Origin of the sequence: Pseudarthrobacter sp. YAF2 (assembly GCF_052113345.1) — a bacterium.
In the GTDB taxonomy this organism is placed as follows: domain Bacteria; phylum Actinomycetota; class Actinomycetes; order Actinomycetales; family Micrococcaceae; genus Arthrobacter.
Map to the genome: position 1 here is coordinate 16,515 of NZ_JBFRDA010000025.1, position 20,173 is coordinate 36,687.

The window sequence follows — 20,173 nt, forward strand, 5'->3', positions numbered from 1 at the left end:
CCGTCAGAGGACTTTGGAGAGGAACTCCTTGGTCCTCTGGTGCTGCGGGTTCGTCAGGACCTGCCGGGGCGGCCCGGCCTCGACCACCACGCCTTCGTCCATGAAGACGAGGGTGTCCGCCACCTCGCGGGCAAAACCCATCTCGTGGGTCACCACCAGCATGGTCATGCCGCTCCCGGCCAGTTCCTTCATGACTTCCAGCACCTCCCCCACCAACTCCGGGTCCAGGGCGCTGGTGGGCTCGTCAAAGAGCATCAGTTTGGGGTCCATGGCCAGGGCGCGGGCGATGGCTACCCGCTGCTGCTGGCCGCCGGACAGGTGCGCGGGGTAGGCGCCACCCTTGTCCTCCAGCCCCACACGCTCCAGCAACTCAGTGGCCCGGGCAGTGGCTTTGGCCTTGGAGAGGCCCTTGACCCGCATGGGGGCCAGGGTGATGTTCTCCAGTGCAGTCAGGTGGGGGAAGAGATTGAACCGCTGGAACACCATCCCGATCTCCCTGCGCTGGAAGGCCGCTTCGGAGAGCTTCAGTTCATACAGCTTTCCCCCCTTTTGCCGGTATCCCACCAATTCACCATCGATCGACAGGCGGCCGCCGTCCACCCGTTCCAGGTGATTGATGCAGCGCAGGAATGTCGACTTGCCCGAGCCGCTCGGCCCCACAATGCACAGCACCTGGCCGCGCCCCACCTCCAGGCTGATCCCGCGCAGGACCTTGTTCGCGCCGAAGTTCTTGGATACTTTCTCGGCAAGCACCATCGGCACGCCCGTCATCCTTTGCCTCCAAAGTCATTGCCAAGCGGGGCGCCGGGCGCCCCCGGAAGCGGGGTCCCGGGAATCGCCGCGGGTGCCGTGCCCGCCTGGGCCGTTCCCGACGTCGGCGACTGCCTGCCGGTATCCGCCCGCCCGGTGCCGCGGGAGAACCGCTTTTCAATGAAGTGCTGGCCCACCATCAGGACCGACGTGAAGAGCAGGTACCACAGGGACGCGACAATCAGCAGCGGAACGGGGGTGAAGGTCACCGCGGAAATACCACGGGATACGCCGTACAGGTCAATGCTCAAGGGGATGGCCGCCACCAGCGACGTGGTCTTCAGCATCGAGATCACCTCGTTGCCGGTTGGCGGAATGATGATCTTCATGGCCTGCGGCACCACCACGAACCGCATCGTTTGTCCCCAGGACAGGGCCAGCGCCGTGGCCGCTTCCTCCTGGCCCCGGTCCACGGACAGCAGCCCCGCGCGCACGATCTCGGACATGTAGGCGGCCTCGTTCAGTCCCAGCCCGATCACGGCGGTGATGTAGAGGTTCGTGAAGATCGCGTTGGGGATGGTGACCCACGGATCCATGAACGGGATACCCACCGTGAACACCGGATAGATCAGGGACACCAGGCCCCAGAAGACCAACTGCACGTACACCGGGGTGCCCCGGAAAATCCAGATGTAGAGCCACGCGATGTTCTTCAGTACCGGGTTGGGCGAAAGGCGCATGATGGCCAGCAGCAGACCGATCACGATAGCGCCAATCATCGCGTAGACGGTCAGCGACAACGTCACCCACGCTGCCTGGCTGATCCGGCGGTCAAAGATGTATTTGCCCACGTCCGCCCAGCCGTAGTCCGGGCGCTGGGCTGCGTCCAGCACAAACACCGCCAGACCGAGCACCAGGAGCACGGCGATCAGGATCCGCCAGGGGTGGCGCAGCGGAATGGCGACGATGGCCTCGGCCGGAGAATCGTCAGCCGCGGGGCCACTGACGGTCCTGGAACCTCTGCCGGGGTCCGCCGCGGTCATTCCGTCGGTTTCCGGCCTGCTCATGTCCTGTTACCCCTTGGCTGCCACGTTGAGATCCGCCTTCTTGATTCCGCCGGCTTCCACTCCCCACTTGGACAGGATTTTGGTGTAGCTGCCGTCGTCAATGAGTGACTGGAGCGCTTTCTGCAGGACGGGAGTGAAGTCGCTGCCCTTGGCCACGGGGATCCCGTACGGGGCCACCTCGAATGCGTCGCCGGCGGTCTGCAGCTTGTCCTTGGTCTTGGAAATCGCATACAGGGTCACGGGCGAGTCGGCGCTCATGGCGTCCACCTGCCCCACCACCAGGGCGTTGGTGGCCTGGTCCTGGGCATCGAACTTGAAGATCTGGATGGCCGGTTTCCCGGCGTCGGTGCAGGTCTTCGACTTCTTGGGCACTTCATCGGTGTCCTCGTAGGTGGTTGCCTGGACGGCCACCTTGAGTCCGCAGGCGTTGTTGGGGTCCACGGTCTTGCCTTTGGGCGCCGCCCACTGGATACCGGCTGAGTAGTAATTGACGAAGTCCACCTGCTTCTCGCGTTCGATGGTGTCGCTGAAGGAGGACATGCCCATGTCATCCTTGCCGCCGCGCACGGCCGGCAGGATGTTGTCGAACGTGCCGATATCGAAGTTGACCTTGAGGCCCATCACCTTGCCCAGCGCGTTGGTGAGGTCCACGGACCAGCCAGCGGGCGCCCCATTGTCGTCCTTGAACTCGTTGGGCGGGTAGTTGTTGGCCATGCCGACGTTGAGCACCCCGGCATTCTTGATCTTCGCGGGCAGGGCCGCGGCAATGGCATCATCCTTCTTGACATCGACGGCGGCGGCGGAAGCGCTGGCCGCTGCCGAGCCGGTGGCGGCCGGCTGGCTGTTGTCAACGCATCCGGAGAGCGCGAGCGCCGTACCGATGGTAAGGACGGGGAAAATATATCGGGTGCGCATGGGTTTCCTTAGCTGTTCAGTGATCTTCGAGATTCGTGCCTGATGCTGTTGCTGCAAGGATTTCGCTGGAACGGCGAATGTCACGGAGTATCTCGCCGCCCCGAGCTTGCAGCTCAGGAATGCTGGAAACGCCCACCAACGTCATCGTACGCCTGAGTTCATCCGCCAATATCTGGATGATGCGCTCCACTCCGGGCGATCCGGCAGCCGCCAACCCATACAGATAAGCCCTGCCAACCGAACAGGCGTCGGCTCCCAGCGCCAGCGCCTTCAAGATGTCACTGCCGCGCCGGATTCCCGAGTCCACGTAGATCTCCAGGGAATCACCCACCTTTTGACGCGATTCCTGCAACACATCCATGGGGCTGAGCATATGGTCGAGCTGGCGGCCGCCGTGGTTGCTCAACTGGACGGCATCCAGGCCGATCCTTGCGGCCTTTGCAACGTCGCCGGGATTGACACACCCTTTGAGCACTATTTTGCCGTGCCAGGCCTGGCGGAGCGCCTCCAGTTCCTTCCACCCGCTGGTGGCATCCGAATGGCCCAGGAGCTGTTGCCACATGGCGGGAGTGACCACGGAGGGCACGGCGGCACGGCGGGAATCCAGGTTGGGGAAGCTGATGCCGTCCGCCCTCAGGAAGTTGATCCACCAAGCCGGCCGGCGCGCGATATCCGCGATGGTTGAAAGCGTCAGCGCCGGAGGGGCGGTGAAGCCGTTTTGCAGGTCCCGTTCCCGGGCACCGAGCGCACGGGTGTCGACGCCGACAATCAGCGTAGTGAATCCGGCGGCATCGCAGCGGGAGAGTTTGTCCTTCAACACCTGGGCGTCCCGGGTCAGCCCAATGTTGAACCAGCGGTCCAGCCCGGGGCTGTCCGCCGCGATAGTCTCCATGGGCACGGTGCTGAGCCCGGCAAGTCCATAGGGAATGCCCGCACGGTCCGCCGCAGCTGCGACGGCCGACTCCCCCTCCGGGTGGAACAGGCGCGTTGCACCGGTAGGGGTCAGCGTCAGGGGCAGCGCACTGGCCTTCCCGAGCAGGGTGGTGCTGGTGTCCGGCCCGGATACCGGTCCCCAGCTGGGCATGAGCGCCCACGAGTCGAAGACGGCACGGTTGCGGCGGAGGGTCACTTCGTCCTCGGAGCCGCCGTCGAGATAGTCGAAGATCCCACCGGGCAGGACCCGCCGGGCCGCCTTGCGGTACTCCTCCACACTGAATGCGTTGGCCAGCACCCGGCGCTGCCTGGAGAATACAGGTGCCTTGACCTGTACGAGTTGCCTGGCTTCGCTGACTTTCAAGGGGGTCCTTCCAGCTGCATGCCTCAACCCCAACGCGGGACTCCGGCAGCTGCTCCACTCTGATTACAGCGCACAATTCCGGCGTGCGGCAGAGACCTTCGGCCTATCCCGCAACTGCACCCTGGCCCTGGCCCTGGCCCTGGCCCTGGCCGGATCCTCGCCCGCCATAGACTGGAAACCGACCCTGCCGCCGGCACACTGGATGGGACCCGGCGTGCCGGCGACTACCGCTGCTGCACGACAGGACCGCACCCATGACCCTGGTTCTCCGCAACGTCCGCCCCTGGGGCGGGGACGCCGCCGACGTGACGCTCGACGGCGGGGTGCTGCAGCTGGCCTGAGTTAGTCCCCCATGCCCGGGTGCACGGGAACGTAATCCACTGTGTTGCCGGAGTTGGTCCGGCCGGCCGGGGCACGGTTGAATCCCCGCGCATCGAGACCATTCTTCGCCCGGAATTCCGCGAGCGCAGCATCGTAGGCGTTGTTGAGGGTCCGGCCGGAGAACTCACCGGTGCTGCCATCGGTGAAAGTGATCCGGATGCGGACGCTGGCCGGGTAATGCCGGCTCATCCGGATAAAGCCGTCGGCGTCCTGGTGCAAGGTAATCAAGGGAAGCTGCTTTCGTTGGTGGGAGCAGCCTCAAGTCTGCCACCCCTCCCCAACGCCGAGCACCGGACGTCATGGCGGCGGTGGCCATCCTCCTCCTCAGCGGCGCGAACCCCAGGAGCGGCGAAGCCGCCACCGTGGCCATCACCGGCACGCTGGCAGTGGCCATGGGCGTGCAGGCCGCCACCGCGCGGCACCTCAACGTCAAGGACGTCCCCGCCGTGGTGGTCACGTCCACCATCACCGGGCTGGCCGCCGATTCACATTTTGGCGGCCGGACGCGCCCGTTCTGGGGCCGGCGGCTTGCCCCGCCGGCCTGATCATGGCTGGAGCGGCGGTAGGTGCGGGCTGCGTACACCTCCACCTGGGCCTTGGGGTTCTGCTGACGGCGCTGCTCACCCTCGGCGTCGCGCTTGTTCGGCTATTGGTGCCCGGGCGCCCCGTCCCACCAGTCCAGCACCCGCGTGCCGTGGAGCGTCAGCCATTTGGACGGCTCACCCGGCGGAACGTCCGTTTCGAACCACGCGCGGCCGGGGTGCCGCCACTCCTGGACCCATGTGCCGTCCGGCTGCCGGGCTGACCTGACCAGTTCGATGGCCTCAGCCAGCCGGGGATCAGGTGCGGCGTCGTCGTGCAACGCCGCGGCCCGGAAATAGTCCAGTGCATTCACGGCACTGTAGAACCACCGGAACGGGTAGACGAACCGCGACGCCCAGTGCGCCACCGGCTCCCCCGTGGTCAGCCGGTACAGCAGCCTGCGTTCCAGCAGATACTCCTCACCGCGGTGCCTGGCCGCCCGGAGTTCCGCCGAACCACCGGTGGCTGCTTCGTAGTACAGCAGGCCTTTGAGGGAGTTGATGGTGGAGTGGAACGAGGACCGCGTGGACCCCTCCACCCACTCACAGTTCCAGCCGCCGTCGTCCTGTTGATGGTCCAGGAACCACTGCGCGATCCCGGTGACGTCCGCCCCCAGCCATGCACCGTTGGCGAGGGTGAACGCGTTGATGCAGCAATCCACCTCGCCACCCCAATACGGCAGATTTTCGTACTCCCACCGGCTGTTCGCGCCGAGCTTTTCGGCGGTGCCGGCCAGCGCGGCCGCATCCAGCCCCCACTCCCGCAGCATGTTCAGCGACCAGGTGGTGGCGGTATACGGCTGCCCGGCACCCTCAGCGGCCTCCGGCCCTTCGAAGTCAAAGTCCGCAGGGAAGTAGGCGCCGCCGGCCCACTGCCCGTCCGGGTCCTGCAGTGCCAGCAGCCGGGCGCCGAACCCCTCGGTCCGGACCCTCGCGCGGATAGCTTCCCACTGCGCCGGCGGGGCGGCCGCCACGTCGCGTTCCACCTGCCACCTCAGGGCAGGATCGGAATCGAGCAGCCAGTTGAGCAGTGCTGGGTCCACGGCCATGCGGGGACACTACCACGGGCCGGCGACAGGCCGGCCGGCTACTGCCCCGGGGCGCGGTAGGACGGTGTCTTCTTGGCCGCTTCGTCCAGGTCCTCCACGCTGAGGAGCGGCTTGAGGCGGACGTTGACGTTCCCGGTGGAGTTGATCAGCAGCGACAATGCTGCGGCACTGGCGTCGTCCGGCGCGTCAAAAACACCAAGGACGTCGTAGTAGCCAAAGGCGTAGTAGAAGCTCTCCAGCGTTCCGCCCACGGATTTCAGGGCCTCGGTCAGGGCGTCCCGCCGCTTGGTGCCGCCCTCTTGCATGAGCCCCTTGATGCCCTGGCCCACATACGTCGCTTCGAACAGATACTTCGGCATGGTCTTTCCCTTCCCTATATCCCGTCCTGTTGGTCGCTGCGGGAGCCAATGCCCGGGGCGTATCCGATGCAGGACGAAGTCCATGGGAGACCTGGATGTTGATGGGACCCGCGTCCGCTGCCGTTGGAAAGCCACCGGACGCGGAAGGCCCCGTCAAGGCAGACGGTATTCCTGCCCGTTGGGGCAGTCAATATGCCGGGATACCCAATCTGAAGGGGTTTACCGGTGGGCGGCTACCGGAGGCTCAGCGCCACCACAAGGCCGATGACGACAGCGGCGACGACCCCCAGCGAGATGTAGAGACCGGCCTTCATCGAACTCTTCTGCACCGCAGTGCCGGCCCCGGGCAGCGTCTCCTGCCACGCCTTGATGGCATCCAGTCCCTGGTAGTAGGCGAACATCATTGCGGCGCCGCCGGCAGCGCCCGCCACCGCGCCCAGCCCTCCTGCGCCGCTCATGGCAGCTCCGGCCGAACCGGCGCGGCTCAGGCCGGTAGGGTCCGTGTGCCCGCCCGGGCCGGTGGCCATGTCCGCCAGCTGCCAGGGTGACGGGCTGGGCGACAGGGACGCGCCAACGCCCACGATGTCGTACTTCCGGCCGTTTGCCGTGACCACCATGGTCCCCATGTTCGTGAACCGGACTGCGGCCTGTGGTGCCGGCAGGGAGAAGACCGGCACCCCGGCGGCGTCCTGCATGCTGAGGATGCCCGCGCCGTCCATGGCCACGATGACAGGTACCGTCTTGGCTCCATTGATCATGCTCTTGCGCCAGTAGAGCAGGGACTTCATCGGCTGTGCGGAACCTGTCGGCGTTATCTCCATGACCACAGCTTAGGTGCGTCCCTCGCCGTCCGCCCGCCGGCGGCATGGGCACAACTCCCCTGGCGGGGCCCGTCCTGTTCCTTGCGGATCGGCACCCGGGCCGGGTGCCGTCGTCGTACGTTCCGCACTGAACGCTACTTAAGCTTTGGCACCAGCACGGGCGTGTTCTGCTTGTACGCCTCGTAGTCCGGCTGGCCGCCCCACTTCTTGTCCGCCTTCTTCTCCAGGGGCGGGACGCCGCTGCCCTTGGTGAGCAGCAGGGCCACGAACACCGGGGAGATCAGCGCAGCCCATTGCCAGCCCTGCAGCACGGGCAGCGCGATGATGGCCACGCCCACCCACAGGGTGATCTCGCCGAAGTAGTTCGGGTGGCGGGACTTGGACCACAGGCCGGTGTTGATGAAGCGGCCCTTGTTGGCGGGATCTGCCTTGAAGCGGTTCTTCTCGATATCCGCCAGGGTCTCCACGGTGATGCCCGCGGCCCAGACCAGCAGGCCCACCCAGAAGAACCCGTCCAGGCCCACCTTCTTGTCCGAGGTGATGGCCACCCACGCCAGCGCCGCGGTGAGCACCACCCACAGCCCTTGGATGGTCCAGGTGTTCAGGAAACGGAAGAAGTCCGGCTTGAGTTCATCGAAGCGGTCGTCCTTGCCGTGCTTGCTGATCCGCAGGAACAGGAAACTGCCAAGCCTGGCGGCCCACAACACCACCATGGCCGCCAGCAGCATGCCGCGCGCATCCACGCCCGGGGAGGCCAGCACCAGGAAGACGGTGATGGAGATGTAGGTCAGGGCTCCGGTGAGGTCATAGAACTTCTCGGTCTGCGCCCTGAAGCTGGGAATGAACACCAGCCACTGGATCACGAACGCCGCGGCAACCCCCAGCGCAAACACCGGGAAGCCGCCAATCCGGGAACCGCCCTGGCTGCCGGCGAGGGCGATGAGCACCGCCACCACCACGGCGATGACGGTACTGATAAGCGCCTTGCGGCTCTGGTCCTTCATGCGTTCCGGTCCTTTCACGGCCCGCCCAACCCAGCGGCAGGATCCCCCATGGGCACTTTCGGGCACACCTACATCCAACAACGCGGTAGCGCCGTCCACTTAGTCTTCGGAGCGGGAACCGCGTTGTATGGGCCCCGGCCTGAAATTCGACGGTTGGGCCCGTCCGCGCACTCTGCCAGGAACGAACCGCTGTTGCAGCCGTCCCCGATCCCAGGAGCCCAGCATGAGCGCCCGCACCAAGAACTGGCTGACCGCCTACGTTGTCAGTGCCGTGATTTTCGCCGCGCTGGACGTGGTGTGGATCCTGCTGGTGGCCAACCCGCAGTACCAAAGCCAGATCGGCCACCTGCTGGCACCCAAGGCCAACCTGGCCGGAGCCGTCCTGTTCTATGTCATCTTCGTGGCCGGGATGGTGCACTACGGGGTCCGTCCCAACGACCCTGGTGCCACCCCACGCCAGCGCGTCACGGGAGCAGCCCTGTTCGGGTTCTTCACCTACGCCACCTGGGCGCTGACCGGGCTGGCCGTGCTGAAGGATTTCCCTGCCGTGGTGGCCGTGACCGACATTCTCTGGGGCGCCGCGGCCTGCAGCATCGTCACCTGGGCTACCGCCACCCTGCTGAGGCGCCGGCTCGCACGGGCCGCAACTGCCTGAGGGCCCCGAACCCCCGTCACGCAGGGCACGCTTTGGCCCCACGCTCGGCGACGAAACCCCGGAAATCCGGGGGGCCGCCGTCGTCCGTTCCCGCCAAACCGTGCTCCGCGTGACGTCCGGCGCACGGACTGGCCCAGTTTTCAGGGCGAAACAGCGAAAACTAAGCGGTTCCGCGGAGGGTGGGCCGCAATAACCGGGCCAGTGGGACCGCAGGCCGCAGAAGTCATCCGAACAGCGCGGCCACCTGGGTCAGCGTCTGGAAGACCCCGTACGCCAGCGGGATCCCCACCAGAACCCAGCCCAGGACCAGCCTGCCCGTGGACTTGCGGACCGGCTCGTGTGCGCCATGGGCGTGTGCAGTGCTGCTCATTTCAGGCCTCCCTGGGAAGATTCGTGCCGCTCGGGGCGGGGTTCGTGAAACCGTGCGTCGACGGGCTTGACCAGCAGGTTGGCGACAAAGCCGATCACCAGCAGTCCCACCATGGTCAGCAGCGCCGGCTGGTAGGACACGGCATTCAGCTGGCCGGGCTTGCCCTGCGCGTCCAGGATGCCGTTGACGATCAGCGGGCCGGCCACCCCGGCCGCTGACCAGGCAGTCAGCAACCGGCCGTGGATGGCGCCCACCTGGAAGGTCCCGAACAGGTCCCGCAGGTAGGCCGGTACGGTGGCAAATCCGCCACCGTAGAACGAGATGATCACGAAGGCGAGCACCACATACAAGGCTGTGGCACTGGAACCGGCAAGCGCCAGAACCGTGTACAGCACGGCCCCCACGCCCAGGTACACCATGTAGATCCGCTTGCGGCCCGTGACGTCGGAGGTGGCGGACCAGGCGAACCGGCCCGACATGTTGCCGATGGACAGCAGACCAACGAAACCCGCGGCGACGCCGGCGCTCACCAGGGATTTCCCGTCGGACTGCCGGAAGAAGTCCTGGATCATGGGCGCGGCCTGTTCCAGGATGCCGATGCCGGCGGTGACGTTGCAGAACAGCGCCACCCACACCAGCCAGAACTGCCGGGTCTTGATGGCGTTTTTCGCGGAGACGTTCTCGGTAGTGACCAGCTTGGCGGCTTTGACCTTGGCGGGGTCGAACCCGGCCGGCCGCCAGCCGTCAGCCGGGACTTTGATGGTGAACGCGCCGAACAGCATGTACGCGAGGTAGACGACGGCGAGGGTCAGGAAGAGCTTCCCCACGGCATCGCCGCTGGCCACCCAGCCCTGCGCGCCGGAGTTGGGATCGTACGCCTTGAGCAGGGCCTGGGACACCGGGCTGGCGATCAACGCACCGCCGCCGAAGCCCATGATCGCCATGCCGGTGGCCAGGCCGGGACGGTCCGGGAACCACTTGATCAGCGTGGACACCGGCGAGATGTAGCCGATGCCCAGGCCAATGCCGCCCACCACGCCGTACCCCAGGTAGACCAGCCAGAGCTGGTGCGTGAAGATGCCCAGTGAGCCGATCAGGAAGCCGCCTGCCCAGAACATGGCCGAGGTGAACATCGCCTTCCTCGGACCGTTCCGGTCAACCCAGGTCCCCATGACCGCGGCGGAGAGGCCCAGCATCACGATGGCGATGGAGAAGATCACCCCGATCTCGGTCAGGCTGGCACCGAAATGCTTGACCAGTGCGGTCTTGTACACGCTGGTGGCATACGCCTGGCCGATACAGAGGTGGACGGCGAGCGCGGCCGGCGGAACAAGCCAGCGGTTGAAGCCCGGCGGGGCGATGGTTCGTTCACGGTCCAGGAAGCCCATGATGATTCCCTTGCTCGGTGGAAGACGACGGTGTCCTAAGGCGAAGGGGCCGGCCCGTTGCCTTCGGCAATCATCATGCAGATCATCAGCAAACATACTGTTGGCGCGCCGACCGGTAGGGAATTTACGGCAAGCGGAGGCATGGGGTCCACCGCCGGCCCTTGAATGCACCCCGGCAAACGGACTGCAGCGCCCCGTTTGCCGCGTCCATTGCCGTTCTGCCGCCGATGCGATATGGCAACGTTAGGAAAGAGTGGCGGCGGGGCGCATAGTTAGAAGATGACAAGCCCTTACACCCGAGGCGACTCCTTCAGCAGCGAGGCTTCCCGGAAGCACATCAAGCAGGCGCTCACGGACTACGGGGCAACGGACATCCTGTTTTCGCAGCGGGGGGACCGAAGCGCCGTGGCGTTCAGGGGTGCCGGACGGCAATTCCGGATTGTCATGCCGCTGCTGCAGTCTGATGGCGCCCTGGCCATCCGCGGGGACATCGCGGACAGCCGGGTGCACGAAGCGAACGCGAAAATCCTCGAACGCGCCAACCGCAAGTCCTGGCACGCCCTGGCCCTGGCCATCGATGCCAAACTCGGAGCGGCGGCCGCGGGGATCGCCACCCTTGAATCAGAATTCCTGGCCCATGTGGTCCTCCCCGGAAACCACACAGTGCTCGACGAACTCGAATCCGTCATCGATTCCGCCTACCGGTCCGGCCGGCGTCCGTCCTTCGGTGATCCGGTTCCCCATCCGCACCCTGAGGACGCGCTAATGGGCGTAGACTCAAAGTATCTCGGGACATCGTGACAGGACATCGCCTGCCCCGGAAATGAGCCCGATTCCCCGTTGCCTTCCACGGCGGCCGGCGTACGCGGCACCACGTCATCTCGACGCCGGCGCAGCAGGGAATCGGTACAACGAGGGGCCGCATCGCAACACGGGCCGGAACGGGATTCTTCTGTTCACCTCCACTGCAGCCGATCCGGACCCGGATCCCCTGCCCCAGTCACTCCGCCCCGCGTCCCGGGCTCCGGCAGTGCACCCTTCAGATCGCTGGTAGACACCATGACCACCATCCAAGACTTTGCCGTACGCGCCGACTCGGCGCTATCGCTCAGCGGAGTCCTCGCATCCGCGTTGCCGCATGACCTGGGCACAGCCCAGGGCCCCACACGGTACACCGTGCCGGCCGTCTTTTCGCGGCGGCCCCAGCCCCGCGAGGTCGATTTGCTGCACGGAGCCGGTACCAGGCAGCGCTTGGCCGATGCCGGGTACAGCGATGTGGAGCTCCACGTCTCCGACCGCCGCCTCCTGATCACCAACACCAACCTGGTGGACCTCAAGGCGGGCCTGGCCCATCTCGTGGGCATGATCCTCCGCGACATCTCGGCCCAGGCGGCCCAGGAACGCACCGACCGTACCGACGAACTGGAAGCGTTGGGCCAGGTGGAGGAAGTACGCGTCGAGTCCCTTCGCAAGGCTGCTGCCGACATCCATTTCGATTAAGCCTTGCGTCCTCATGTGCCGGCTGCGTGGACCGCGGCCGGCACCGGCGCATCCCGGGCGGCTCGGCGTCCCGCATCTTCCACGAAAGGCACACCCCATGACTGAAATCAGTATTCGAGACCAGTGGGACCGGCTTCCCGCCCCGGTCACGCAATGGTTGCTGGCAAACCCCGGCTGCATGATCCTTCCACGGACAATCTCCGCGGAAATCAGCGCAGCCACAGGCCACGGCACAAACGGAGATCCCCACGGCGAGACCACGCTGTCCCAGGAGGACGTGGACTTCATCCAAATGAAGTCCCATGAGGCCGAAGCGGGCCTGGCGGACCCGGATCACAAATTCTTCGATTCCGTGCAGCCCTAAGCGGGCCCGGATGAGCGCGGCCGGCGCGCAGCGTCAGGGCGCCCCACCACTTCAGAGGGTGGCAAGGGCGCCGGTAGCGCTTTCCACCAGGACATGGGTTCCCGCTTCGACGTAGACGACCTCACCGTCGATCTGGCAGGGAACGGCGTCGCGGGTTGAGAAGGCATAGCTGCTGACGCTTGGTTGATGCCCCAGCCCCAGGGTTACTGCGCGGAGCGTCATCAGTGCCATCTTCATCAGGCCGGCGTGGGGCAGCGTCACCACCTCGAACCGGCCGTCGTCCGGGTAGTGCGACTCACTGACGGTGCCGTACTTTGCCATGCGTGAGATGTTGGCCAGGATCAGGCTGTCGAACTTCGCCGTGGCGCCGTCGTCCCGGACAAGCGCGAAAGGCCTCAGCCCGGAGAGGGTGCGGGCCACGGAGATGAGCTCCAGGACTTTCCCTTTGCCGCCCTGTTCGATGCCGATGGCCATCAACGGGGTCAGCCCGAACCCGACGTAGGAGTGCGCGTACAGCACTCGCTCCTCTGTTCCGGTGCTGAACGTGATCCGCAACAGGTCGATGCGCCGGACCCCGCCGGCCGACACGGCATCTCCGAAGGTTCGCACCGGCAGGCTCCGGTAGTGGTCGTTGGCATTACCTGCGGGTACGACGGCGCAAACGGCGTTGCTGCCGGGAACGTCCATCACGCCGTTGACCACCTCGTTGTAGCCGCCGTCGCCGCTGACGGACACGATGAGGGGCACGCCCCTACCGGCTTCGGTCCGGGCAAGCCCGCGCGCGTGCCCCGCAAAGGCCGTGGGCAACAGGTCAACGGGCAGGCCCGGCAGGGCGGTGGCCAGGTCCCGCTGCAACGCCTCGATCCGTTGACCCATCCCGGGCCGGCCCGGGTTGAAGATCAGGACGGCACGGTCAAAAGGGGCGGCGGCCATGGCGTACGTGTTCTCCAGATTCTGATGCGGGTGGCTCCAGCCTAACCTCCAGCCCTCTGGTTTCCGCAGGCCTGTCCGGATGGCAGAGTGGGACGATGAGCGAACAACCCGCTGGGCAGGGACGCATGGACGCGGACGTCATCATCATCGGCGGAGGGCTGGCCGGGCTGGTGGCCGGCAACGAGCTGGTCCGTGCGGGAAAGCGCGTAGCCATCGTGGACCAGGAGAACCAGGCCAACCTGGGCGGCCAGGCGTTCTGGTCGCTGGGCGGGCTTTTCCTGGTGGACACTCCGATGCAGCGCAGGCTGGGCGTGAGGGATTCCGTCGATCTGGCGTGGCAGGACTGGCAGGGTTCGGCGCAGTGGGACCGGCTTTCCGGACCGCACCCGGAGGACGAGTGGGGCCGGCAGTGGGGCCGCGCCTACGTGGAGTTCGCTGCGGGCGACAAACGCGCCTGGTTGCAGGAACAGGGCATCCGGTTCACGCCGCTGGTGGGTTGGGCCGAGCGCGGCGACGGGAGGGCGGGCGGCCACGGCAACTCGGTCCCCCGCTTCCACGTCCCGTGGGGCACCGGCACCGGGGTCTCCGAACCGTTCGCGGACAAGGCGCGGGAGGCAGCTGCGGCGGGGAGCGTCAAGTTGTTCTTCCGGCACCGGGTGGACGGTTTAACGTACGACGGCGGCACGGTCACCGGGGTGCGGGGCGCCGTGCTGGCACCTGATGCGTCGCCGCGTGGAGTGGCCTCCAACCGGGACGTTGTTGGGGAGTTTGAGCTGCGGGCGCAGGCCGTAGTGATCGCCTCGGGCGGGATCGGCGGCAACCATGAGCAGGTGCGGCGCTGGTGGCCGGACCGGCTGGGAACGCCGCCGCGGAAGATGGTCACCGGGGTGCCGCAGCACGTGGACGGGCGGATGCTGGACATTGCTGACGCGTCCGGGGTCCGGCTGGTGAACCGGGACCGGATGTGGCACTACACCGAGGGGATCCAGAACTGGAACCCCATCTGGCCGGACCACGCCATCCGGATCCTGCCGGGCCCCTCCTCGCTGTGGTTCGATGCGCTGGGCCGGCGACTCCCCTCCCCCGGCCTGCCCGGCTACGACACGCTGGGCACCCTCCGCCTGCTGCGGACCACCCCGGACATTCAGCAGTACGACCATTCCTGGTTCATCCTCAACCAGCGCATCATCGAAAAGGAGTTCGCCCTTTCCGGGTCCGAACAGAACCCTGACATCACCAACCGGGACCTCAAGTTGCTGCTGAAGACCCGGCTGGGGCGCGGCGCCTCCGGCCCCATCGAGGCCTTCAAGGAGCACGGCGCGGACTTTGTGGTGGCAGACCACCTTCCGGACCTGGTCCGCGGCATGAACGGGCTCACGTCCGAGCCGCTGCTGGATGGTGCGCTGCTGCGGCAGCAGATCGAGGAGCGCGACGCCGAGGTCAGGAACCCCTACTCCAAGGACATCCAGGTGACGGGCATCCGCAACAGCCGCCGCTACCTGGGTGACAGGCTTTTCCGGACGGTCAAGCCGCACCGGATCCTGGACCCGAAGGCCGGTCCGTTGATAGCCGTGCGGCTGCATGTTGTCACCCGGAAAACGCTTGGCGGCATCCAGACCAATTTGTCCGGACAGGCACTCGGTCAGGACGGCCTCCCTGTCCCCGGCCTTTACGCCGCCGGGGAGGCCGCCGGGTTCGGCGGCGGCGGCGCCCACGGCTACAACGCCCTCGAGGGCACCTTCCTGGGCGGCTGCATCTTCACCGGCAGAACTGTGGGGCGTTCCCTGGCCCGGGCGTTGTAGCCGCTCCGTCCCCCGCCGCCTTGCTAGGGTCTGCGTATGGCCATCCTCCCCCGTTCCATGGACGACATCGTCAACGAGCCCTTTCGCGTCCAGTTCGAGTTCTTCCTGGACGAACACCGGGCAGCCCTCAACGACTGCCTGGACAGCCTGACCGAGGAGCAGGCCAGGCGCCGGCTGGTGCCTTCCCGCACCACCCTGCTGGGGCTGGTGAAGCACGCCACCTTCGTGGAGAAGGTCTGGTTCGACGAAGCCGTCACGGGCCGCCCGCGCAGTGAGATCGGCATCCCAGCCACCCCGGACGAATCGTTCATCCTTGACGACGCCGACACGGTCGCCTCCGTCCGGTCAGCCCACCGCGAGGCGTGCGCCGCCTCCCGGGCCGCCGCCTCCCGGCTGGGCCTGGACGATGTGGTCACCGGCAACCGGCGGGGCCCGCTTCCACTGCGCTGGGTTTACCTGCACATGCTGCGGGAACTGGCCCAGCACTGCGGCCACGCGGACATCCTGCGCGAGCAGGTCTTGGCGGTTCCGTCCCGGCATTGACGCCGGGACGGAACCGCGCACCGAACTTTTCGGACCCCTGGTCAGGCGCCGACGGCGGCAGCCACTGCGTCCGTGGACGCGTCGCCGGCTGCCCCTGCGAGCCGCAGCCAGGTGTCCACCACGGTGTCCGGGTTCAGGGAGACGGAATTGACGCCTTCCTTCACCAGCCATTCAGCGAAGTCCGGGTGGTCGCTGGGGCCCTGGCCGCAGATGCCCACGTACTTGCCGTGGGCCCGGCAGGCTTTGATGGCCATGCTGAGCAGCTTCTTCACGGCCGCGTCCCGCTCATCGAAGCTGTTGGCCACGATCGCCGAGTCACGGTCCAGGCCCAGGGTCAGCTGGGTCATATCGTTCGAGCCGATGGAGAAGCCGTCGAAGTACTCCAGGAACTCGTCGGCGAGCAACGCGTTGGAGGGCAGTTCGCACATCATGATCACTTCAAGCCCGTTTTCGCCGCGGCGCAGGCCGTTCTCGGCGAGCAGGTCGATCACGCCCCGTGCCTCGTCCAGGGTCCGCACGAACGGGATCATGAGCTTGACATTGGTCAGGCCCATCTCGTTGCGGACGAAGGACAGGGCCTCACATTCGAGGTCGAAGCAGTCGCGGAAGGACGGCTCAAGGTAGCGGGACGCCCCGCGGAACCCGATCATCGGGTTCTCCTCGTGCGGCTCGTACGCCGGGCCGCCGATCAGGTTGGCGTACTCGTTGGACTTGAAGTCGGACATCCGGACGATCACCGGTTCCGGCGCAAACGCGGCGGCGATGGTGGCCACGCCCTCGGCCAGGCGCTTGATGTAGTAGTCCCGGGGGCTGCTGTAGGCGGCGATCCGCCCGCGGATTTCGGCGGCCACATCCTCCGGCTGGCTGTCCAGGTTCAGCAGCGCCTTGGGGTGGATGCCGATCTGCCGGTTGATGATGAACTCCAGCCGGGCAAGGCCCACGCCGTGGTTGGGCAGCTGCGCGAAGGTGAACGCCTGCTCCGGAGTGCCCACGTTCATCATGACCTTCACCGGCGCCTCGGGCAGCTCGGTGACCCCGGTTTCCTCGACGCTGAAGTCCAGCAAGCCCTGGTAGATGGTGCCGGTCTCGCCGTCGGCGCAGGACACGGTGACCTCCTGGCCGTCGGACAGCGCGTCGGTGGCGTTGCCGGTACCGACGACGGCGGGAATCCCCAGTTCGCGGGCGATGATGGCCGCGTGGCAGGTGCGTCCGCCGCGGTTGGTGACGATGGCGGAGGCACGCTTCATGATCGGTTCCCAGTCGGGGTCGGTCATGTCCGCCACCAGCACGTCGCCGGTCTGGAACGATGCCATCTGGTCGATCGCGGTGAGGATCCGGACCTTGCCGGCGCCGATCCGCTGGCCGATGGCGCGGCCTTCCACCAGCACCGGGCCGGTGGCGTTCAGGCGGAAGCGGCTCTGGCTGCCGGGGGCGCGGCGGGACTGCACGGTTTCCGGGCGGGCTTGCAGGATGTACAGGCCGCCGTCGATGCCGTCCTTGCCCCACTCAATGTCCATCGGACGGCCGTAATGCTTCTCAATGGCGACGGCGTGCCGCGCGAGCTGCTCGACGTCGTCGTCCGTGAGGCTGAAGCGCGAGCGCTGGGACTCCTCCACCGGCACGAAGTCGATGGTGCGGCCGATCTCGCTGTTGTTGGTGTAGGTCATCTGGAGGGCCTTCTCGCCGAGGCCCCGCTTGAGGATCGCGGGCCGGCCGGCTTCCAGTGCGGGCTTGTACACGTAGAACTCATCCGGGTTCACGGCCCCCTGCACCACCGCTTCACCCAGCCCGTAGGAGGAGGTGACGAACACGGCGTCCTGGAAACCGGACTCGGTGTCCATGGTGAACATGACGCCGGAAGCGCCGACGTCGGAACGCACCATGCGCTGAATGCCCGCCGAGAGTGCCACGTCGGCGTGTTCGAACTTGTGGTGCACGCGGTACGCAATGGCGCGGTCATTGTAGAGCGAGGCGAAGACGTCCTTGATGGCCTGCAGGATGTTCTCGATGCCGCGGACGTTCAGGAAGGTCTCCTGCTGCCCGGCGAAGGAAGCATCGGGAAGGTCTTCTGCCGTGGCGCTGGAGCGCACCGCCCAGGACAGGTCCTCGGAGCCGGCGTGCTTGTCCACCAGCTGCTGGTACGCCTCGCGGACCTGCGCCTCGAAATCCGCCAGGAACGGCGTTTCGCGGACCAGCGAGCGGATCTCCTGGCCGGCGGCTGCCAGCGCCGTCACGTCATCCGTGTCCAGGCCGACGAGCCGGTCGGCGATCTTCTGGTCCAGGCCGGAATCGGACAAGAACCGGCGGTAGGCGTCCGCCGTGGTGGCGAATCCATCCGGAACCTGGACGCCGGCGGACGTCAGGTTCTGCACCATCTCGCCCAGGGAGGCGTTCTTGCCGCCCACCTTGTCCAGGTCCTTAAGTCCAAGTTCAGAGAACCAAAGAACGTCTGTGGTCATGATTGCTGCTCCTTTGCAGAGGGTGGCTTAGGCGTTGCTGGCCGCCCACGGTAGTGCCGGCCGGAAGAAAAACCTTGTCAACAGTGGCAGGTCTGCCGCGCACTTTCCACATGATGTGCGCCACGCCACGTTTGTGAATTGGGGCTAGTGCTTGAGGTTCATCCGCTGCAGGATGGTGGCCGCCATTTCCTCCACGGAAACGGTGGCAGAGTTCAGGTACGGAATCCGGTGCGAGACATACAGCTGCTCGGCGCTTCGCAGCTCAAAACCGCACTGCCGCAAGGACGCGTAGGGCGAGCTGGGCCGCCGTTCGGTCCGGATCTGGCTCAGGCGCAGCGGGTTGGAGGACAGGCCGAAACACTTGGACACGAAGGGCTGCAACGGCTTGGGCAGGCCGTCCCGTTGGAAGTCCTCGTCCACCAGCGGAAAGTTGGCCGCGAAGATCCCGTGCTGGAGGGCCAGGTACATGGTGGTGGGGGTCTTGCCGCACCGCGAGGGTGCCACCAGGATCACCTGGGCCTTTTCCAGGGCACGCAGGCTCTGGCCGTCGTCGTGCTCCATCGCATACTCAACCGCCGCCATCCGGGACTGGTACCGCGCAGCGTTCCCCAGGCCGTGCGCCCTGCCGGGTTCGCCGCTGGCAGACGCGCCAAGTGCCTGTTCCAGCACGCCCACGTGCGTGCCGATCAGGTCCACGATGACGCCCTTGCAGCCGGCCAGGATCTGCCGGATTTCGCTGCTTACCGCAGTGGAGAAAACCAGGGGCTGGGGCCCGGTGGCGGCAAGGCCGTCGATGGTGCGCACCACGGCCCGGGCCTGCTCGGCCGTGGTGATGAAGGGGATGGTGACACGGTCAAAGTCGGCCACCGGGAACTGGGTCAGCAACGTATTGCCCAGCGTTTCCGCGGTGATGCCCGTACTGTCCGACAGGAAATAGACAGGGCGTTGAGCAGCAGTGGTCATGCATATGACCTTATCGCCCGGCCAGGACTGGACGGGCGATGCCCGTTGCCGGCTGTGGCTCCCGGCCCCGGTCACGCCGCCTTAATGGGCGACTTGCCGCCGCTGGACGCTGCCTGGTTCTCGCGGGCCAGGAATGCCGAGAGCTCGCCGATGGTGCTCATGAGCGGGGCCGGGAAGACCACCGTGGTGTTCTTGTCGACGCCGATTTCCACCAGGGACTGCAGGTTGCGGAGCTGCAACGCGAGCGGGTGGGCCATCATGGTGTCGGAGGCGTCGCCGAGCGCTGTTGCCGCGATGGCCTCGCCTTCTGCGGCGATGATCTTCGCCCTCTTTTCACGTTCGGCTTCAGCCTGGCGGGCCATGGCCCGTTTCATACTTTCGGGCAATTGGATGTCCTTCAGCTCCACCAAGGTGACTTCCACACCCCACTCGACGGTGAGGACATCGAGAATTTCGCGGATATCCACGTTGATCCGCTCGGTTTCGGACAGGGTCTGGTCCAAGGTGTGGCGGCCCACGACTTTCCGCAACGTGGTCTGGGCGATCTGGTCGATGGCTGCGGCCACGTTCTCGATCGCAATGACGGACTTTACGGCGTCCACCACCCGGTAATAGGCCACCGCCGAGACGTCGACGCTCACGTTGTCCTGCGTGATGATGCCTTGGGACTGGATGGGCATGGTCACGATCCGGAGGCTGACCAGCGGCAGCCGGTCGATCACCGGGATAATCAGCCGCAGGCCCGGGTCCCTGACACCGATGACCCGGCCGAGCCGAAACAGCACGCCCTTCTCGTATTGGCGCACGATCCGGATGGACATCTTCGCGACGATGAGCAACAGGACGACGAGGACGATGACAATGATGGTGGTGGGGTCCATCAGGATCCCCTCCTATGAGTGGCGGGACGTGCCGTCGCCGGGCCGGCGCCGTGGCAGGTGTCCTGCCTTCATTGTCCCACCAAAGGCCTGC

General features: G+C 66.3%; 21 protein-coding genes and 1 pseudogene. 7 read left to right on the forward strand and 15 right to left on the reverse strand.

Annotated features, from left to right (window positions below; translation table 11 throughout):
• Positions 1–3: 3 nt before the first annotated feature.
• The 5 genes from AB4Y79_RS20220 to AB4Y79_RS20240 all read right to left on the reverse strand — a co-directional run bounded on the left by AB4Y79_RS20220 (position 4) and on the right by AB4Y79_RS20240 (position 4,638).
• On the reverse strand, positions 4–771 hold the full coding sequence (locus tag AB4Y79_RS20220) for an amino acid ABC transporter ATP-binding protein (RefSeq protein WP_441865719.1): 768 nt from the start codon (positions 769–771) through the stop codon (positions 4–6).
• The gene (locus AB4Y79_RS20225; protein ID WP_441865721.1) at positions 768–1,817 is read right to left on the reverse strand and encodes an amino acid ABC transporter permease; all 1,050 of its coding nucleotides are present in this window, start codon (positions 1,815–1,817) and stop codon (positions 768–770) included. The genes AB4Y79_RS20220 and AB4Y79_RS20225 overlap by 4 nt, the downstream gene beginning before the upstream one ends.
• A gap of 6 nt (positions 1,818–1,823) precedes the next feature.
• Positions 1,824–2,732, reverse strand: coding sequence for an ABC transporter substrate-binding protein (locus AB4Y79_RS20230; RefSeq protein ID WP_441865723.1), 909 nt, complete (start codon positions 2,730–2,732; stop codon positions 1,824–1,826).
• Between the two features lie 16 nt (positions 2,733–2,748).
• Positions 2,749–4,029: an alpha-hydroxy acid oxidase gene (locus tag AB4Y79_RS20235; RefSeq protein ID WP_441865725.1), complete on the reverse strand. Its 1,281-nt coding sequence runs from the start codon at positions 4,027–4,029 to the stop codon at positions 2,749–2,751.
• A 342-nt stretch (positions 4,030–4,371) separates the two neighbouring features.
• Positions 4,372–4,638 (reverse strand): hypothetical protein, encoded by a 267-nt coding sequence (locus tag AB4Y79_RS20240; protein WP_441865728.1) that lies wholly within the window; start codon positions 4,636–4,638, stop codon positions 4,372–4,374.
• Between the two features lie 68 nt (positions 4,639–4,706).
• On the opposite strand from AB4Y79_RS20240, the pseudogene AB4Y79_RS20245 reads away from it, so the two are divergent.
• Positions 4,707–4,955: pseudogene (locus AB4Y79_RS20245) on the forward strand (DUF1275 family protein); the annotation flags it as partial.
• 101 nt (positions 4,956–5,056) lie between these two features.
• Here AB4Y79_RS20245 and AB4Y79_RS20250 read toward each other — a convergent pair.
• From AB4Y79_RS20250 to AB4Y79_RS20265, 4 genes are all read right to left on the reverse strand, one after another.
• Positions 5,057–6,040 (reverse strand): squalene cyclase, encoded by a 984-nt coding sequence (locus AB4Y79_RS20250; RefSeq protein WP_441865730.1) that lies wholly within the window; start codon positions 6,038–6,040, stop codon positions 5,057–5,059.
• A 38-nt stretch (positions 6,041–6,078) separates the two neighbouring features.
• On the reverse strand, positions 6,079–6,399 hold the full coding sequence (locus AB4Y79_RS20255; RefSeq protein ID WP_441865732.1) for a GYD domain-containing protein: 321 nt from the start codon (positions 6,397–6,399) through the stop codon (positions 6,079–6,081).
• A gap of 233 nt (positions 6,400–6,632) precedes the next feature.
• A complete protein-coding gene (locus tag AB4Y79_RS20260) occupies positions 6,633–7,220 on the reverse strand; it encodes a hypothetical protein (RefSeq protein WP_441865734.1) in 588 nt (195 codons plus the stop codon).
• Positions 7,221–7,354: 134 nt separating this feature from the next.
• The gene (locus AB4Y79_RS20265; RefSeq protein ID WP_441865736.1) at positions 7,355–8,224 is read right to left on the reverse strand and encodes a DUF1295 domain-containing protein; all 870 of its coding nucleotides are present in this window, start codon (positions 8,222–8,224) and stop codon (positions 7,355–7,357) included.
• 223 nt (positions 8,225–8,447) lie between these two features.
• Between AB4Y79_RS20265 and AB4Y79_RS20270 the strand changes: the two genes are divergently transcribed.
• Positions 8,448–8,879, forward strand: a complete 432-nt coding sequence (locus AB4Y79_RS20270; RefSeq protein WP_441865739.1) for a DUF2177 family protein — start codon at positions 8,448–8,450, stop codon at positions 8,877–8,879.
• Between the two features lie 223 nt (positions 8,880–9,102).
• Here AB4Y79_RS20270 and AB4Y79_RS20275 read toward each other — a convergent pair whose 3' ends face one another.
• Together AB4Y79_RS20275 and AB4Y79_RS20280 are read right to left on the reverse strand one after the other, a co-directional pair.
• Entirely contained in the window at positions 9,103–9,249 is a 147-nt protein-coding gene (locus AB4Y79_RS20275) for an MFS transporter small subunit (protein WP_441865742.1), read from the reverse strand.
• On the reverse strand, positions 9,246–10,637 hold the full coding sequence (locus AB4Y79_RS20280) for an OFA family MFS transporter (protein ID WP_441865744.1): 1,392 nt from the start codon (positions 10,635–10,637) through the stop codon (positions 9,246–9,248). The genes AB4Y79_RS20275 and AB4Y79_RS20280 overlap by 4 nt, the downstream gene beginning before the upstream one ends.
• A 279-nt stretch (positions 10,638–10,916) precedes the next feature.
• Between AB4Y79_RS20280 and AB4Y79_RS20285 the strand changes: the two genes are divergently transcribed.
• The 3 genes from AB4Y79_RS20285 (at position 10,917) to AB4Y79_RS20295 (ending at position 12,501) form a co-directional block, all read left to right on the forward strand.
• Positions 10,917–11,438: a hypothetical protein gene (locus AB4Y79_RS20285; protein ID WP_441865746.1), complete on the forward strand. Its 522-nt coding sequence runs from the start codon at positions 10,917–10,919 to the stop codon at positions 11,436–11,438.
• A gap of 258 nt (positions 11,439–11,696) precedes the next feature.
• Positions 11,697–12,137: a hypothetical protein gene (locus AB4Y79_RS20290; protein WP_441865748.1), complete on the forward strand. Its 441-nt coding sequence runs from the start codon at positions 11,697–11,699 to the stop codon at positions 12,135–12,137.
• 97 nt (positions 12,138–12,234) lie between these two features.
• Positions 12,235–12,501: a hypothetical protein gene (locus AB4Y79_RS20295; protein WP_441865751.1), complete on the forward strand. Its 267-nt coding sequence runs from the start codon at positions 12,235–12,237 to the stop codon at positions 12,499–12,501.
• 51 nt (positions 12,502–12,552) lie between these two features.
• On the opposite strand, the gene AB4Y79_RS20300 is transcribed toward AB4Y79_RS20295, so the two are convergent.
• Positions 12,553–13,434, reverse strand: a complete 882-nt coding sequence (locus tag AB4Y79_RS20300) for a diacylglycerol/lipid kinase family protein (RefSeq protein WP_441865754.1) — start codon at positions 13,432–13,434, stop codon at positions 12,553–12,555.
• Positions 13,435–13,559: 125 nt separating this feature from the next.
• On the opposite strand from AB4Y79_RS20300, the gene AB4Y79_RS20305 reads away from it, so the two are divergent.
• Positions 13,560–15,236 carry an FAD-binding dehydrogenase gene (locus AB4Y79_RS20305; protein ID WP_441865797.1) on the forward strand — a complete coding sequence of 559 codons (1,677 nt, stop codon included), beginning with the start codon at positions 13,560–13,562 and terminating at the stop codon, positions 15,234–15,236.
• 36 nt (positions 15,237–15,272) lie between these two features.
• Entirely contained in the window at positions 15,273–15,779 is a 507-nt protein-coding gene (locus AB4Y79_RS20310; RefSeq protein ID WP_441865757.1) for a DinB family protein, read from the forward strand.
• A 41-nt stretch (positions 15,780–15,820) separates the two neighbouring features.
• On the opposite strand, the gene ppsA is transcribed toward AB4Y79_RS20310, so the two are convergent.
• From ppsA to AB4Y79_RS20325, 3 genes are all read right to left on the reverse strand, one after another.
• The gene (gene ppsA / locus AB4Y79_RS20315; RefSeq protein ID WP_441865759.1) at positions 15,821–18,238 is read right to left on the reverse strand and encodes a phosphoenolpyruvate synthase; all 2,418 of its coding nucleotides are present in this window, start codon (positions 18,236–18,238) and stop codon (positions 15,821–15,823) included.
• 144 nt (positions 18,239–18,382) lie between these two features.
• Positions 18,383–19,201 (reverse strand): pyruvate, water dikinase regulatory protein, encoded by an 819-nt coding sequence (locus tag AB4Y79_RS20320; protein WP_441865762.1) that lies wholly within the window; start codon positions 19,199–19,201, stop codon positions 18,383–18,385.
• Positions 19,202–19,272: 71 nt separating this feature from the next.
• Positions 19,273–20,082: a slipin family protein gene (locus tag AB4Y79_RS20325; RefSeq protein WP_441865764.1), complete on the reverse strand. Its 810-nt coding sequence runs from the start codon at positions 20,080–20,082 to the stop codon at positions 19,273–19,275.
• Between the last annotated feature and the right edge of the window lie 91 nt (positions 20,083–20,173).

What these genes read in the sequence shown, in the direction of transcription:
- AB4Y79_RS20220 (WP_441865719.1), bottom strand. Translation starts at nt 771, where the DNA reads ATGACGGGCGTGCCGATGGTGCTTGCCGAGAAAGTATCCAAGAACTTC.
- AB4Y79_RS20225 (WP_441865721.1), bottom strand. Translation starts at nt 1,817, where the DNA reads ATGAGCAGGCCGGAAACCGACGGAATGACCGCGGCGGACCCCGGCAGA.
- AB4Y79_RS20230 (WP_441865723.1), bottom strand. Translation starts at nt 2,732, where the DNA reads ATGCGCACCCGATATATTTTCCCCGTCCTTACCATCGGTACGGCGCTC.
- AB4Y79_RS20250 (WP_441865730.1), bottom strand. Translation starts at nt 6,040, where the DNA reads ATGGCCGTGGACCCAGCACTGCTCAACTGGCTGCTCGATTCCGATCCT.
- AB4Y79_RS20255 (WP_441865732.1), bottom strand. Translation starts at nt 6,399, where the DNA reads ATGCCGAAGTATCTGTTCGAAGCGACGTATGTGGGCCAGGGCATCAAG.
- AB4Y79_RS20260 (WP_441865734.1), bottom strand. Translation starts at nt 7,220, where the DNA reads ATGGAGATAACGCCGACAGGTTCCGCACAGCCGATGAAGTCCCTGCTC.
- AB4Y79_RS20265 (WP_441865736.1), bottom strand. Translation starts at nt 8,224, where the DNA reads ATGAAGGACCAGAGCCGCAAGGCGCTTATCAGTACCGTCATCGCCGTG.
- AB4Y79_RS20270 (WP_441865739.1), top strand. Translation starts at nt 8,448, where the DNA reads ATGAGCGCCCGCACCAAGAACTGGCTGACCGCCTACGTTGTCAGTGCC.
- AB4Y79_RS20275 (WP_441865742.1), bottom strand. Translation starts at nt 9,249, where the DNA reads ATGAGCAGCACTGCACACGCCCATGGCGCACACGAGCCGGTCCGCAAG.
- AB4Y79_RS20280 (WP_441865744.1), bottom strand. Translation starts at nt 10,637, where the DNA reads ATGGGCTTCCTGGACCGTGAACGAACCATCGCCCCGCCGGGCTTCAAC.
- AB4Y79_RS20285 (WP_441865746.1), top strand. Translation starts at nt 10,917, where the DNA reads ATGACAAGCCCTTACACCCGAGGCGACTCCTTCAGCAGCGAGGCTTCC.
- AB4Y79_RS20290 (WP_441865748.1), top strand. Translation starts at nt 11,697, where the DNA reads ATGACCACCATCCAAGACTTTGCCGTACGCGCCGACTCGGCGCTATCG.
- AB4Y79_RS20295 (WP_441865751.1), top strand. Translation starts at nt 12,235, where the DNA reads ATGACTGAAATCAGTATTCGAGACCAGTGGGACCGGCTTCCCGCCCCG.
- AB4Y79_RS20300 (WP_441865754.1), bottom strand. Translation starts at nt 13,434, where the DNA reads ATGGCCGCCGCCCCTTTTGACCGTGCCGTCCTGATCTTCAACCCGGGC.
- AB4Y79_RS20305 (WP_441865797.1), top strand. Translation starts at nt 13,560, where the DNA reads ATGGACGCGGACGTCATCATCATCGGCGGAGGGCTGGCCGGGCTGGTG.
- AB4Y79_RS20310 (WP_441865757.1), top strand. Translation starts at nt 15,273, where the DNA reads ATGGCCATCCTCCCCCGTTCCATGGACGACATCGTCAACGAGCCCTTT.
- ppsA (WP_441865759.1), bottom strand. Translation starts at nt 18,238, where the DNA reads ATGACCACAGACGTTCTTTGGTTCTCTGAACTTGGACTTAAGGACCTG.
- AB4Y79_RS20320 (WP_441865762.1), bottom strand. Translation starts at nt 19,201, where the DNA reads ATGACCACTGCTGCTCAACGCCCTGTCTATTTCCTGTCGGACAGTACG.
- AB4Y79_RS20325 (WP_441865764.1), bottom strand. Translation starts at nt 20,082, where the DNA reads ATGGACCCCACCACCATCATTGTCATCGTCCTCGTCGTCCTGTTGCTC.